Source organism: Rhizobacter sp. P1_G5 (assembly GCF_056405435.1).
This window is the reverse complement of record NZ_JBFUCB010000106.1, coordinates 1-13500: the sequence shown is the minus strand read 5'-3', so window position 1 is coordinate 13500 and position 13500 is coordinate 1. Positions and strand designations below refer to the sequence as shown.

Sequence of the window (13500 nt, the reverse complement as noted above, 5' to 3'; positions counted from 1 at the left end):
GCCCTCACAGGCCGCGCCCGCGCCCGCGGCCGCCGCGCCGACGCTCAGCTGGAGCGCGCCGGCCGAGGTCAAGGTCGGCGACACCTTCGTCGCGACCCTGAACCTCGCGACGCCGGTCGCGCTGCGCGGCGCGCCGGTGCAGCTCGCCATCAGCAAGGGCCTGCTGTCGGTGGTCGACGTCGACGAGGGCGATCTGTTCAAGCAGGGCGGCGCGGCCACCAGCTTCAGCAAGACGATCGATGCCGAGCAGGGCAAGGTGCAGGCCGGCGCGATCCGCAACCAGGCCACCGGCGCGAGCGGCCAGGGCAGCCTGCTGAGCGTGCGCCTGAAGGCCACCGCCGCCGGCACCGCGGAGCTGACGACGCTCGGCGCGCAACCGCTCGGCCTCGACGGCCCGGCGCAGCCGTTCGGCCTGCCGCCGCCGCTGAAGGTGATCGTCAAATGAGGCGCACCGCCGGCTACACGCTGATCGAGCTGGTTGTCGTGCTGGCGGTGCTGGGCGTGCTGGCCGCAGCCGTCTTCCCGCTGGCCGAGATCACGCTGCAGCGCGAACGCGAGCGCGAGCTGAAGCAGGCGCTGTGGCAGATCCGCGAGGCGATCGATGCCTACAAGCGCGCCAACGACAAGGGCCAGCTGTCGCAGCCGGCCGGCGCCACCGGCTACCCGCCGAGCCTGCAGGCGCTGGTCAGCGGCGACACCGGCCTGCCGGGCGCGCAGCGGATGGTCTTCCTGCGCCGCATTCCGCGCGATCCGTTTGCCAGCGCCGAGCTGCCGGCCGAGCAGACCTGGGGCCTGCGCAGCTACCTGTCGACGGCCGAGCAGCCGCAGGCCGGCGCCGATGTCTACGACGTGTTCTCCCGCTCGACGCGCAGCGGGCTGAACGGCGTGCCGCTGAAGGACTGGTGATGCAGGCCATGCACAAGGCACGCGGCTTCACGCTGATCGAGCTGATGGTGGTGATGGCGGCCATCGGCCTGCTGCTGGCCATCACGGTGCCGCACTATGCCGAGCACGTCGACCGCGCGCGCGAGGTGGTGCTGCGCCAGAACCTCGCGGCGATGCGCGATGCGATCGACAAGTTCTACGCCGACCGCGGCCGCTACCCGGCGGCGCTGCAGGAGCTGGTGCAGGCGCGCTACCTGCGGCAGCTGCCGGTCGATCCGGTGACGGACCGCATCGACACCTGGGTGCTCGTGAACTCCGACAGCGGCGCAGCCGCGGGGGTGTCCGACGTGCACAGCGGTGCGCCGGGGCAGGCGCGCGACGGGAGCCCGTATGCGAGTTGGTGATCGAGCCGGCAAGTCGCCGTCGCGCGGCTTCACCTACGTGATCGTGCTGCTGCTGGTCGCGCTGCTGTCGCTCGGCCTGTCGATCGCCGGCCCGCGCTGGGCCGATGCGGCGCAGCGCGAGCGCGAGGACGAGCTGGTGCGCATCGGCACGCTGTACGCGCAGGCCATCACCCGCTACCGCGAGGCCTCGCCCGGGTCGCTGAAGCAGTACCCGGCCTCGCTCGACAACCTGCTGCTGGACAACCGCTTCGTCGGCACGCGCCGCCACCTGCGCCGGCTCTACACCGACCCGCTGGTGCCGGGCCGCCCGCTCGGCGTCGTGCGCGGCGCCGACGGCAGCGTGCGCGGCGTGTTCAGCACCAGCGAGGCGCAGCCGCTGCGGCGCACCCCGCTGCAGATCGACGGCCTGGCCGAGATGCCGCCCGCCGCGCAGTACAACCAATGGGTCTTCATGGCCAAACCGATCGCATCGACATCATGATCAACGCTTCCCGCCGCGGCTTCACGCTGCTCGAACTCCTCGTCGTGATCCTGATCATCGGCCTGCTGACCGGCATCGTCGGCCCGCGCTTCCTCGGGCAGATCGGCCGCTCGGAGGTCACTGCCGCGAAGGCGCAGCTCGATGCCTTCGACAAGGCGCTGCAGGCGTATCGCATCGACACCGGCCGCTTCCCGACCACCTCCCAGGGCCTGCAGGCGCTGCTGGTGGCGCCTGCCGACGAGCCGCGCTGGCGCGGCCCCTACCTGCGCGGTGCGCTGCCGCAGGATCCGTGGGGCAGCGCCTACCAGTACCGCGCGCCCGGCCTGCAGGGCCAGGAGTTCGAGCTGCTGAGCCTCGGCAAGGACCGCGCGCCCGGCGGCAGCGGCGACGACGCCGACCTGACGCGCTGAACTCGCGAGCGCCGCCATGCAGTTCAAGGTCCGCTACTACGACCCCGGCCAGGCCGCCGTGCTGGAGCGGCTGGCGCAGGCCGAGTCGCTGCAGGCGGTGCAGGCGCAGCTGGCGGGCGAGGGGCTGGTGTTCGTCGGCGCCGAGGCGCAGCCAAGTGGGCCGGCGCGCACGCCGCTGCTCGGCGGCGGCGCGGGCGCCTTCAACGTCGCGTGGTGGTGCCGCGAGCTGCGCACGCTGCTGCAGGCCGGCATGACGGTGGTCGAGGCGCTCGAGACGCTGCAGGCGCAGTCGTCGCAAGGCGCGCGCGGCGACATCCAGGCCGAGCTGCTGCGCGCGCTGCGCGAGGGGCGGCCGCTGTCGAAGGCGATGCACGAATCGCAGGCCTTCCCGCCGGTGCTGGTGGCGAGCGTGAAGGCCAGCGAGCGCACCAGCACGCTGGGCAGCGCGCTGGCCGATTTCCTGGCGCACGACGAGATGATGGGCGCGTTGCGCAAGCAGGTGGTCAGCGCGGCGATCTACCCGGCCGTGGTCGTGACGCTGGGCTTGCTGATCACGCTGTTCCTGCTGCTGTACGTGATCCCGCGCTTCTCGGGCATGTACGTGGATTTCCACGGCAACCTGAGCCTGCCCACGCAGGTGCTGCTGGGCTTCAGCAAGGCCGTCTCGCAGCACACCGCCGAGGTGGCCGCGGGCCTGGCGGCGCTGGTGGTCGGTGGCGTGTGGTGGGTTCGCTCGGGCGGCGCGATGCGCTTCGCGGTGGCGGTGGGCTCGCGGATCGGGCCGCTGCAGCGCCAGTGGGACCACTTCCGTCTTGCCAAGCTGTACCAATCGCTCGCGCTGATGTTCCGCGGCGGCTACACGCTGGACGAAGCGATGGCGCTGTGCGAGACGCTGGGGCTCGGTGCGCGCATGAGCGAGGCGGTGGCGCGTGCGCGTGTCGACCTGGCGCGCGGCAAGCGCGTGTCGGCGACGCTGTCGCAGGCCGGGCTGACCGACACGGTGGCCGAGCGCCTGCTGGCGGTGGGCGAGCGCACCGGCAGCTTCGACGTGGTGCTGCAGACCATCTCGCAGCGCCATGCCGCGGCCTTCACCACCTTCGTCGAGCGGGCCACGCGGCTGGTGGAGCCGGTGCTGCTGCTGATGGTGGCGCTGCTGGTCGGCGGCATCGTCGTGATGATGTACATGCCGATCTTCGACATTGCCAATGGAGTGCGCTGAACGATGAGCAACACGGGCATCGCCCCTCTCGCCCTTCCGGCCCTGATCGCCGACGCGCGGCGCCAGCACCGCGCCGGCGCCGGCACGGTGCTGGACGTGCTGCAGCGCACCGCGCCGCCGGGCCTGGCGCGCCGCCTGCGCGAGGAGGCCGGCGTCGCGGTGCTGGAAGCGGCCGGCGACGCGGCGGCCGACTGGTCGGCGTGGAGCCGCGAGCAGGCGGTGCAGGCGCGCTGCGTGGTCGTCGCGCTCACGGTCGACGGGGCCCGGCAACGCTGGCTCGCGATGGAAGACCCATGGGACGACGCGAAGCTGCGCCGCATCAGCGGGCGCGTCGGCGAAGCGCTGCAGCCGGCAGCCGCGAGCACGCAGGCGATGCGCTCCTGGCTGGGGGAGACCGATGGGGCAGCGGTGCGCGAAGAAGCCGCGAAGCCCGCGGCCGTGGCCGACGGGCCGATCGTCGGCTTCGTCGACAGCGCGATCCGCGCCGGCTTCCAGGCCGGTGCGAGCGACATCCATTTCGAATGCGACCGCGGTGGCGTGACGGTCAAGCACCGGCTCGACGGCGTGATGGCGCGCTTTGCGCGGCTCGACGGTGCGACGCAGGCCGAGGAGGTGATCTCGCGCATCAAGGTGCTGGCGCAACTCGACATCACCGAGCGGYGGCTGCCGCAGGACGGGCGTTTTCGGATCGACATCCAGGGTGGGCGCATCGACCTGCGCGTGTCGATCATGCCGAGCGTGTTCGGCGAGGACGCGGTACTGCGGCTGCTCGACAAGGCCCAGCTGCGCGAGAGCGATGCGACGGTGTCGCTCGACCTGCTGGGCTTCGACGCGATCGGCGCGGGCCTGATCCGCGAGCTGTCGATGGCGCCGAGCGGGATGATGCTGGTGACCGGGCCGACCGGCAGCGGCAAGACGACGACGGTGTATGCGGCGCTGTCGGAGATCAACACGGGGCTGGAGAAGATCATCACGATCGAGGACCCGGTGGAGTACGAACTGGCCGGCGTGCTGCAGATCCCGGTCAACGAGCGCAAGGGGCTGACCTTCGCGAAAGGGCTGCGCTCGATCCTGCGGCACGACCCGGACCGCATCCTGGTCGGCGAGATCCGCGATGCCGAGACGGCCGAGATCGCGGTGCAGTCGGCGCTGACCGGCCACGCGGTGTTCACGACGGTGCATGCGAACAGCCTGACCGACATCATCGGGCGCTTCCGGCATTTCGGACTCGACATGTTCGGCTTCATGTCGTCGCTGAACGGGGTGGTGGTGCAGCGGCTGATGCGGCGGCTGTGCGCCGATTGCGCCGGCGAGCGCGAGGCGACGGCGCGCGAGGCGCAGTGGCTGGGCGTGGTCGCGGAACACGGCGTGCGGGTGCCGCTGGCGGTGGGCTGCCCGCTGTGCCACGGCTCGGGCTACAAGGGGCGCTTCGTGATCTCGGAGGTGCATGTGATCGACGATGCGTTCCGCGACCACGTGACCGAGGGCTCGCCGCTGTCGGTGCTGAAGGGGCACGCGTATGCGGGCGGCACGCTGACGCTGGACCAGCAGTCGGTGCGGCGGGTGCTGCAGCGCCAGACCACGATCGAGGAGGTGCGGCGTGTCGTCGGTGCGATCTGAGGGGGCGCAGGCGTGGGTGGGCTTGCGGGGCGTGGCGTGGCGCTTCGGCGAACAGCCGTGGCAGTGGCAGCCGGCCGACGGGCTGGAAGCGGGCGCGGCCGCGGTGGCGGTGGCGCTGAAGGCCGATGCCGCGCTGCGCCGGCCGCAGCTCACGCTGTGGCTGGCTGGCAGCGTGGCGCGGCCGTTCATCGTGCAACCGGTGCCGGGATTGCGCAGCTGGACCGAGGCGCGCCGGCTGGCCGAGGCGCTGGCGCCCGATGAGACAGGGCTGACCGGGCCGTGCGAGGTGTGGCTGGATGCGGCGCCGCCTGGGCATGCGGTGCTGGGTGTCGCGATCGAGAGCGCGACGCGCGAGACCATCGAGCGCGTGCTGGCGGCGCATGGCGTGCGTGCTGTTGCGATGCGTCCGTGGTGGACGGTGGCGTTGACGCGGGCGCTGGACGTGCAGCCGGCGCTGTCGCGCATCGTCGTCGCGGAGCCGGAGAGCCTGGTGGTGCTGGCGGGCCGCGACGGGGTGTTCAGTGCGGTGGCCACCTGTGCACCGTTGCCGTCGCCGGAGCATGCGGCGGCGTGGCTGCAGCGCTCGGTGCTGAGCCTCGGGATCGCCGACGGCGAGGGCGTGCGGGTGGCGCTGTCGGCGGGCGCGGGATTGGACGATGCCGTGATGGAGGCGTGGGCATGAGGCGCATCGAGGCCGACTTCATCCGCCACCGGCCGCCGGGGCGGGCCTGGTGGGGCGCGACGGTGCTGTTGCTTGTGGCCGCGGTGGCGTTGGCGGCATGGGGCTGGACGGTGCGTGAGGACGCGGCCGGCGTGCGTGCGCAGATGCTGGATTGGAATGCGCGCATCGACGCGCTCGCGCACCAGGCTTCGCGGCGCGCCGAGCTGCCGAACGAGCCGCCGCCGGCCTATGCCGCCGACGCGCACTCGGCGTTGAAGCTGCAACGCGTGCCGGTCGACGCCGCGCTGGCCTCGCTCGAATCCGTGGGCACGGTGGGCGTGCTGCCGGTGTCGGTGGACATCAGCGCGRCCGACGCGACCGTGCGCGTGCAGGTCGAGTTCTCAAGCTACGAGGCGCTGCTGAAGTACCTGGAGGATCTCAATGCCGGGGAACCGAACGAGCGGTGGATCCTGGCGACGGCGCAAGGGACGGCACAGGGTGCCAGCGGGCGGCCGACAGCGTTGATCGTCTCGCGGTGGCGTGGGAGGGAATGACATGGGATCTCGCGATGACAGCTCAGCAAGTTCCTGAGCCTCATTCTTCGGCACCAGCCAGACACCATCGGCCTGACGCTGGATGCGCAGGGCTGGGCCGTCATCGATGAGCTGATTGCCAAGAGTGATGCCGCGGGAACGCGGCTCACACGGGACGAACTGCTGCAGCCGCAGTCGCGACAGCAGGTGCACCTGTCGGCCGATGAAGCAACGGCGCACTTGGTGGGGCAGCGTCATGGCAAGCCTGTCGAGCTGACGGTTGACGCGCTTCGCATGCACGCTGCCGGGTTCAAGTTCTATCGGGCGGACAACGGCGTCTGGCTCACGGATCAGGTGCCTCGGGAATTTCTGGTAGCCCGCTAAACAAAGTCGAAATGCTCCTCCATGACGGCAATCGCCTCGTCAACGTYTGCGCCGAGGAAACCGAGCACTTCCAGGAACCATGACAGCTGGTCGTCCTGGCCCGACACATTTTCTTTGCTCGGGTAAAGAAGGCACACGGCAAGACGAGCAACAACTGCCTCACCGCTCTCGAAATTCCGCAGTCCTCTTTCGTCCACGGCTTTCCACCAATGAGCAAGAGCGACACGCCTGTCATCCTCAGAGAGTTCCCCGGCGAGAAGCCCTTTGACGGTCGACAGAGGGTCATGGGCGGAAGAGCCGAATGAAATGCCGAGTCGCCCAACGACTCTCATCATGTAGAGCAGAAGCGATCGCAGGGATTCATTTGCGCTCTTCGGCCAGGCTATCGAGCCAATCGACTTGTTCAATGCATTGCTCCGAGCAAGTCCCTCAAATCTGCTCCCAGACACTTCTTCCTTCAAAGAACAACTCGAAGCCTCCACTGGCCGGCCAGAACGAGACTGTCTAATTTTCAATGCTCTCTCCGGGCAGAACGAAGAAGTATTCGGAGAGCGGCTCCAACAGCACCTTGACGGGCGTAGAGCTCTCGTTCTGAAGCGGCAATCTCGCGGTCAGATGGGGCATGCCGACTCCTATTGCTGAGGGCTCGGTTCCAGCGCCTTGCCATCACGCGTCACGGTCACAATGGAATTTACCCATCCAAACACGATCAAACCTCTTCCAGCGTGGTGAATCTCAAAGCAGGACTCTGCCTCACCTCCAACGCCCGTTACTTCAATTTGCGCGCCCGATTCGATAAGGTACAACTCGGCCCAAGGCTCAATGATCAGTTCAGTGACAGCTGCGGTCGTATTGCAATAGATGACAGTCTGACGCATGGAACTTTGCACTTGTTCAGCCGGATTAAAATCTTGTCACACCCCATTCGAGGCCGCTCCTTATTCCATCCCTCTAAGCCAATTTCGTATCCACGGATGCTTGGCCAAATCGGGAGCCGTCTCTACCAAGACTGACATGAAGGCGTCTCTAGCTGCCAATAGCATGTCCGCCAGTTCATCACCAGGAATATCCTCAGTCGTAGGATTGGGCTGCCAGTCGGTCTGACTCGCACATGTCGCAATATATCCGCGGCCCAACGGTTCCAGCGAGATGGAGCGCTCGACGCCTTGCTCATAAAAATCAACAGTCGTCGCCATATTCTGATTGACAGCGTGAAGCGCAGATGGCAATTGCTCCAGGAAAACCGGCAAGTCGGTTCCCACGTCCACTGGCCAACGCTGCTGGCCAAAGCCAGACAGCACGAATTCACTCTGAGACTCCGTCGCGCGACAAACATCTATCAGGATTGATCGAACATCGTCTTCGTTCGAGTTGTAGGAACGGGTTGCGAAATCGCGCGCTGCCTTGAGACGCAGTTCAATGTGCACAACAGAACTCCCATCGCTCAAAGTGACTCCCATGAGTTCCGCCGCGCCTGCACGAACCTCAGACCCGACACGCTACCTAACAAGATCGTAGGCTTGGGGAGACTTCGGCGTAGCGGACAATCTGATACCGGCATCGAGCATGGAAACCGCCTCTGGTCCGACATAAAACGATTTAATCTTCTCAAATTGCTTTCGAATGTTTTTCGCAAAAATGGCGTATAGCTCGTCAGATTGTGCGCCATTTCCGACGGTTCCGATCTGCCCGGCAATTAATTGATACTCGCCGTGCCTGCCCCCTGTTTGCAATGCAATGGTTTGCGGATTATTGACTTGATCCACTGCGTACATCTGACCACCGGCCCGCTGAGATACAACTCGCAGATTGACTGAGACGCCACGATCGACAATGAGGTATGTCTCAAATGGGATCAACCCATCAACGTCGGCCAGCATCACTACTTTTGGCTCAGCGAACAATCCACCCTGAACAAAATCGACTGGTCGAACTGCTGCGATCTGCCGAGCAACAGCGACGAAGTCAGCATGAGTTGCAAAAAAAGGGGTCAGCTTTCTGCTCATATTGGATCTCGCGGTTTAGGAATCGTCAAAACATGCTCTCCTGTTTGTGCCCTGATTCTGTTCGCGTTGGTTGCTTCTCGAGTAGTGAGTGTGACACCGTCAGCTCGCGTATCTACCGTATTCAGCCGAAGGGTTTTGCCATCTTTAACCGCCGTAATGTCAGGATAAGACGAACCTCGACGCGCTCCACCAGGTCCAGGAAGATACTCCTCCGGACCGCGTCCGCCGCCGCCCGTGATCTTCCAGCCGCGTCGTTCCATTTCGGTTGCAACTTCACCGACATGCGCACGAGTAGCTTCGTTGCCGAGGCGTCCGCCCAATCCACTTCCAAACTCCACCTTACACGCGTTATGCACCCAGGCACCAAGTCGGCCAACGAAGTATGTATGAAACTCTGCCACCTCGAAGTTGTACGTGTCATGCCGTGAGGCGTCCTTCTCCACGTGTCCGACGGTCAGAGCACCTGAGCCCAAGCGCTCGATCCGATCACCAGCGACTAGCTCTCCGGCAGAAACCCATCCGCGGCCTTGAACCTGGAACGGATGCTCAGGCGTAACACCAATGGTTTCCTCTTCCCCCGATTCACTCACATAGGTGACTTGCAGCACTGCCTGGTCTTGATGGTGGAACAAGCCCACGACAGGTTGCCACCGCGTGACACCTGTGATTTCATCGCGCGCCGCCACGAGATCGCCGACCCTGATCCGTTCGATCGGTTTGAGTCCTTCTGATGTGCTTACCAACGTCCCCGCGACGAAGCACAGCGCAAACATCTCGCGTTCTGCAGTGGCGGCGACAGCCCGCACGCCGTTGCCAAAACCCCCAGCAGCACGTCCTGCGAGAAGGCCCATGCCCACCTCGGCAACCAAACCAAAGGTCGGCGACTCGTATTTGCTGCGCAGTTTCTCTGAGGCAACCGGCATCCGATCAGGCTGCTGCACGCCCAACATACCGAGGACCTCGCCGGCCATGTTGTAGGCGGTCGCAATCGAGCTTGCAACGCTGACCAGCGGGTGCGCTTCCATACCCACGTTGTAGGCCGCCCGTCCGGTGTCCCTCGCCGCGCTCGCAAGGGTCGATGTACTGCTCGTCGTTCCACCTGCGGAATTGTTCGGCAGTTTCGCGCTCGCGAAGGCGTCAGCAATGAAGGCTTTCAGTTCCGGGGATCCCCCACGCGGCTCGGGCGCACTGATGATGAACGTCGTCATGAAGTAGCCGCCCTTGAACGGCTCCCATGTCTTGCTCGGCTTGTCATCCGCCCACCCACTCGGATCCGTCCGCGCCAGCGGATCGTTGCGCACGTAGCTGTAGCGGTTGTAGGCCTGCATGTCCGACGGATCGCTGACGAGTTGGTCCACCGACAGGAAGCGTCCGATCGTCGCGTCGTACATGCGGCCGTTCATGTGCGTGAGCCCGATGTCGTCGAGTTGCTCATGGCCGGTGAAGCCACGGTCCGTGCCGCTGTTGACCGCGGGGCTCCAGTCGATCACCAGCGTGCCGGCGGCGTCGTAGTTGCCATTGGCGAAGCGGCGCTTGCCGAACGGGTCGTACGCGTCGCGGGCGGTCAGGTTGCCGTTGTGGTCGGTCGTTGCCGCGATGCTGCCCAGGTGGTCCTTGTGCCAGTACTCCAGCTTCACCGCGGTCAGGCTCGACTGCACGGGTGGGGCTGTCTGGGTAGCGCCCAGTGCCGGCAGCGCTCCGGTGGTGACCAGCACGCCGAGACTCTGGCCGCCGGCACTCAGGTAGTGGCGGTTGCTCGTGACCGCCGGGTTCGCAGCACTCGGGCTTGTCGGTGAGTTGACCTCGCTCTCGAAGGCCAAGCCACCGGTGTTGTCCGGGTGCAGATACCAAGTGGTGCGCATACCGGCGTTGGTGCCGCTCGGAATCGTCCGCACCTCGCGGATGCGCGCGTGGTCCTCGTCGTAGTTCCACACGTAGCTCGGGCCGCCTGCGGGCCCTTGCACGCCCGCTTGGCTGTCCGGCAGGTTGAAGCCGGTGTAGGTGATGCCGCGGTATTTGCCTGAACTCGCGCTGGTGATGTTCCCGTTGGCATCGAAGCCGTAGGTGTTGGCGGCCGCGCCTTCAATCGACTGAACGGCGTGCGGCCGCACCGCGTTCGCCCCCTGCGCGCCGTAGCTGTACACCCCCACATCGCTCTTGTAGAGGATGCTGCCCAGCGCGTTGTACTGCAGGCTCACCGTGCGCACCAGGCCGCTGATCGCCGGGGCTGCCACCGTGTAGCGCTGCAGCCGGCCGAGCGCGTCGTGCTCGAAGTTCTCGGTCACCGCGCCGGTTGCGCCATCCCCATTCGCATCGTTGCGGTTCGTCAGCCGCCCCAGGCTGTCCCACACGTAGCCGTGGTTCAGCACGGTGGTCGCGCCCGCCTTGCCTGACACCAGGCCACTGGCCCGGCCGGTGAAGGCTTCGTATGCCGAGGTGCTCACCACCGCACTGCTGTAGCGCTGTTGCTCCAGCCGGTCCCACGCGTTGTAGGCTTGCGCCTGCCACAGCACCGTGCCGGCTGGCAGCGTGACGCTTGCACCCGGCGTGCCCCCCGGCGTGGCGGGCAGCGGGTTCACCGTCACCGCCGTCGCCAACGACACCGTTCCGAGGAACCCCTTCGGCGTGTARCCGTAGTTCACCGTCAGCCCGGTCGGCCAGGTCTGCGTCGCCTGCCGGCCATTSGCGTCATAGCTCAACGCGCTAGCAAAACTCGGCCCATTGGCCACGGTCGTGCGGTTGCTGACCAACCGGCCCAGGCTGTCGTACACCCACTGCTGGCTCATGTCGGTGCTGGCGCTGGTCGCGCACAGCTTGCCGATGCCCATCGCGCAGGTGTCGTAGGTCCAGGTGCTGCTGTACTCCGGCTCCGTGCGCAGCGTCATCCGCCCGAGCACGTCGTAGCTCATCACCGTCTGCCCACCGCGCTGCAACTGCAGCGGATTCTGCTGCCGCACCACCTGGCCCAGCGCGTCGTAGCGGTACTCGATCACCCCGGCRTCCGGGTCGGTCAGCTTCAGCTTGTTGCCCCGCAGGTCGTAGACGATCTGCACCGTGTTCTGCAGCGCATCCTTCGTCGCCACCAGGTTGCCGAACGCGTCGTGCTGGTGAACGATCTGCGCGCCCAGCGGGTCGGTGATGCGGATCGTGCGTCCTTCGACGTTCTTCTCCTCGGTGCGCACCTGCCCGCGGTCATCGGTCGACACCACCACCAGCGCGCCGTACACCGAGGTCGACACTCGCGCCCGGCGGCTGCCGCGGTTGCCGAAGCTCACGCTGGGCTGGCTGCCCTGGCTGTCGGCGGTGTAGATGCGAACCACCCGGCCCAGCGCGTCGTACTCGGTGCGCGACAAGCCCACGTCGGCGCTACCCGTGCTCGTCGACGAGCCGCTGTCCAGAAAGTACGGCTGCGTCTGCAGCACCACCTGGCCCAGGTCGCCGTACTCGGTGTCAGTGACGATCAGCCGGTTCGTGCCGCCGGGTTGCGTGGATCCGTCGAAGGCCTCGCTCACCTGCCGCAGCGCGCGGCCAGCTCTGTCCACGTACTTGCGGATGAACGGTCCGTTCTTGACGCCCTCTGCACCGCTCGCGTCGCGCGGCTCCACGTGCGTGAACATCATCGCGTCGGCGGGGATCTCGGCCGCGCTCGGGCTCGGGCAGCTCGGGCTGTTGGTCGACGTGTCGCCTGCCGCGTTCACCCGGCCCGCGATGTAGCAATACGCCGTGATCACCCGCGTGCCATCCGCATGGATCTCGCGCGTCGCGCGTCCCGCATCGTCGTACTCCCAACGCGTGGTCAACCCGTTTGCGTCCGTCTTGCTCAGCAAGGTGCCGAAGCGCGGGTCCACCGTCTGCGTTTCCTCCTGCTGCAACGCGTTCTTGCTGCTGCTCGGTGCCGTCCACCGGGGCACGACGGCGCTGATGCCGGCGACGGTCACCGTCTGYGCACCATAGGTCGTCGTGGCGGAGCGTGGCGCGAACAACGCATCACCGCTCGCGCCGGTGCAGTTCTGCTGCGTCGCTCCGGTGCGGTTGCCGGCATCGTCGTAGATGTACTTCTTCACCACGCACTGCTGCACGTCGCCGAGCTCGGTCGTCTCGGTGTCCACCAGGCCATCGGGCAGGTAGGTGAAGTTCTTCGTGCGGGCGTAGCTGAACGGGTCGGCCACGCCTTGCACCGGCGGCAGCTGGGCTTGTGCATGGGCGGAGCTCACCGCCACCCACACGATTGCTGCGAACAGGCTCTTCATGGTCTGGTTGATGCGCTTCACAGGCAGGTCCCCTTCACGATGGCCTTGCTCGTCGTCGCAGTGCCGAACGCGTTCTTCACGCTGAAGTTCACCGTGCGCGCGGTGCATCGGTCGTAGATCCACTGGAAGGTGCAACTCCCTGGTGACGCGGCCACGCTGCCGCCCACCGTGCAAGTGCTCGTGCCGGCCGTGGCCGCATCGCTCTGGGTCACCGCCGTGATCGTCTGCGCCGCGCTGTACGGGTTGGCCACCGTCAGCGTGATCGTCGTGTAGGTGGTCGTCGACGTCGCAGTCGCGCTCAGGTTGAACAGCGCGCCCGGGATCGTCTGCACCGTGCCGCTGGCCGTGGTCGACGCATTCACCGTCGCGCCCACCGTGCTCACCGTCTGGCTGAAGCTCGTCAAACTGCCGGTGGCCAGCTGAACCGTCATGGTGCACGCCAGGCCAGGCGTCACATTGGTACAGCTGTTGCCCACCACGCTCAACACGCCCGGCAAACCAGACAAGCCCGACAGCGCCATCGGCACGTTGCCGTCGTTGCGCCACGCGATCACGTTCTGCGGCGCCGCCGAGTTCTGGTTCACCGTGCCATAGCTCAGGTTGCCGCCGACAAGCGTCGCCGCCGAGCCAGTCAACGTGCCCGATAC

The 13500-nt window shown here is 66.7% G+C and carries 16 protein-coding genes and 1 pseudogene; 11 read left to right on the top strand and 6 right to left on the bottom strand.

What is annotated here, in order from left to right; all coding sequences use genetic code 11:
- From AC1D12_RS10405 to AC1D12_RS10355, 11 genes and pseudogenes are all read left to right on the top strand, one after another.
- The coding region (locus tag AC1D12_RS10405) for a cohesin domain-containing protein (protein WP_477840295.1) at positions 1–445 on the top strand (445 nt) is incomplete at its 5' end.
- The gene (locus AC1D12_RS10400; protein WP_047501275.1) at positions 442–906 is read left to right on the top strand and encodes a type II secretion system protein; all 465 of its coding nucleotides are present in this window, start codon (positions 442–444) and stop codon (positions 904–906) included. The genes AC1D12_RS10405 and AC1D12_RS10400, both read left to right, overlap by 4 nt.
- A complete protein-coding gene (locus tag AC1D12_RS10395) occupies positions 906–1289 on the top strand; it encodes a type II secretion system protein (protein WP_477827707.1) in 384 nt (127 codons plus the stop codon). The genes AC1D12_RS10400 and AC1D12_RS10395 overlap by 1 nt, the downstream gene beginning before the upstream one ends.
- The gene (locus tag AC1D12_RS10390; RefSeq protein WP_477827706.1) at positions 1276–1770 is read left to right on the top strand and encodes a type II secretion system protein; all 495 of its coding nucleotides are present in this window, start codon (positions 1276–1278) and stop codon (positions 1768–1770) included. Before AC1D12_RS10395 ends, AC1D12_RS10390 begins: the two co-directional genes overlap by 14 nt.
- Positions 1767–2180 (top strand): type II secretion system major pseudopilin GspG, encoded by a 414-nt coding sequence (gspG, locus tag AC1D12_RS10385; RefSeq protein WP_477827705.1) that lies wholly within the window; start codon positions 1767–1769, stop codon positions 2178–2180. The genes AC1D12_RS10390 and gspG overlap by 4 nt, the downstream gene beginning before the upstream one ends.
- Positions 2181–2196: 16 nt before the next feature.
- The gene (locus AC1D12_RS10380; RefSeq protein ID WP_477827704.1) at positions 2197–3399 is read left to right on the top strand and encodes a type II secretion system F family protein; all 1203 of its coding nucleotides are present in this window, start codon (positions 2197–2199) and stop codon (positions 3397–3399) included.
- 3 nt (positions 3400–3402) lie between these two features.
- Entirely contained in the window at positions 3403–5019 is a 1617-nt protein-coding gene (locus tag AC1D12_RS10375; RefSeq protein ID WP_477840293.1) for a GspE/PulE family protein, read from the top strand.
- Positions 5000–5701, top strand: a complete 702-nt coding sequence (locus AC1D12_RS10370; protein WP_477840291.1) for a hypothetical protein — start codon at positions 5000–5002, stop codon at positions 5699–5701. The genes AC1D12_RS10375 and AC1D12_RS10370 overlap by 20 nt, the downstream gene beginning before the upstream one ends.
- On the top strand, positions 5698–6234 hold the full coding sequence (locus AC1D12_RS10365; RefSeq protein WP_477840290.1) for a hypothetical protein: 537 nt from the start codon (positions 5698–5700) through the stop codon (positions 6232–6234). Before AC1D12_RS10370 ends, AC1D12_RS10365 begins: the two co-directional genes overlap by 4 nt.
- Positions 6235–6264: 30 nt before the next feature.
- Positions 6265–6384, top strand: a pseudogene (locus tag AC1D12_RS10360) (RNA 2'-phosphotransferase); the annotation flags it as partial.
- Between the two features lie 9 nt (positions 6385–6393).
- Positions 6394–6597, top strand: coding sequence for an RNA 2'-phosphotransferase (locus AC1D12_RS10355; protein ID WP_477840297.1), 204 nt, complete (start codon positions 6394–6396; stop codon positions 6595–6597).
- Here AC1D12_RS10355 and AC1D12_RS10350 read toward each other — a convergent pair.
- The 6 genes from AC1D12_RS10350 to AC1D12_RS10325 all read right to left on the bottom strand — a co-directional run.
- Positions 6594–7004, bottom strand: coding sequence for a hypothetical protein (locus AC1D12_RS10350; protein WP_477840288.1), 411 nt, complete (start codon positions 7002–7004; stop codon positions 6594–6596). The two genes, AC1D12_RS10355 and AC1D12_RS10350, sit on opposite strands and share 4 nt — an antisense overlap.
- A gap of 225 nt (positions 7005–7229) precedes the next feature.
- Positions 7230–7475, bottom strand: coding sequence for a hypothetical protein (locus AC1D12_RS10345; RefSeq protein WP_477840286.1), 246 nt, complete (start codon positions 7473–7475; stop codon positions 7230–7232).
- Positions 7476–7535: 60 nt separating this feature from the next.
- Entirely contained in the window at positions 7536–8024 is a 489-nt protein-coding gene (locus AC1D12_RS10340) for a hypothetical protein (protein WP_477828287.1), read from the bottom strand.
- 72 nt (positions 8025–8096) lie between these two features.
- On the bottom strand, positions 8097–8603 hold the full coding sequence (locus AC1D12_RS10335; RefSeq protein WP_477828286.1) for a hypothetical protein: 507 nt from the start codon (positions 8601–8603) through the stop codon (positions 8097–8099).
- On the bottom strand, positions 8600–12874 hold the full coding sequence (locus AC1D12_RS10330; protein ID WP_477840284.1) for a polymorphic toxin-type HINT domain-containing protein: 4275 nt from the start codon (positions 12872–12874) through the stop codon (positions 8600–8602). Before AC1D12_RS10330 ends, AC1D12_RS10335 begins: the two co-directional genes overlap by 4 nt.
- Positions 12871–13500 (bottom strand): hypothetical protein (locus tag AC1D12_RS10325; protein WP_477840282.1); only part of this gene is annotated, 630 nt, incomplete at its 5' end. The genes AC1D12_RS10325 and AC1D12_RS10330, both read right to left, overlap by 4 nt.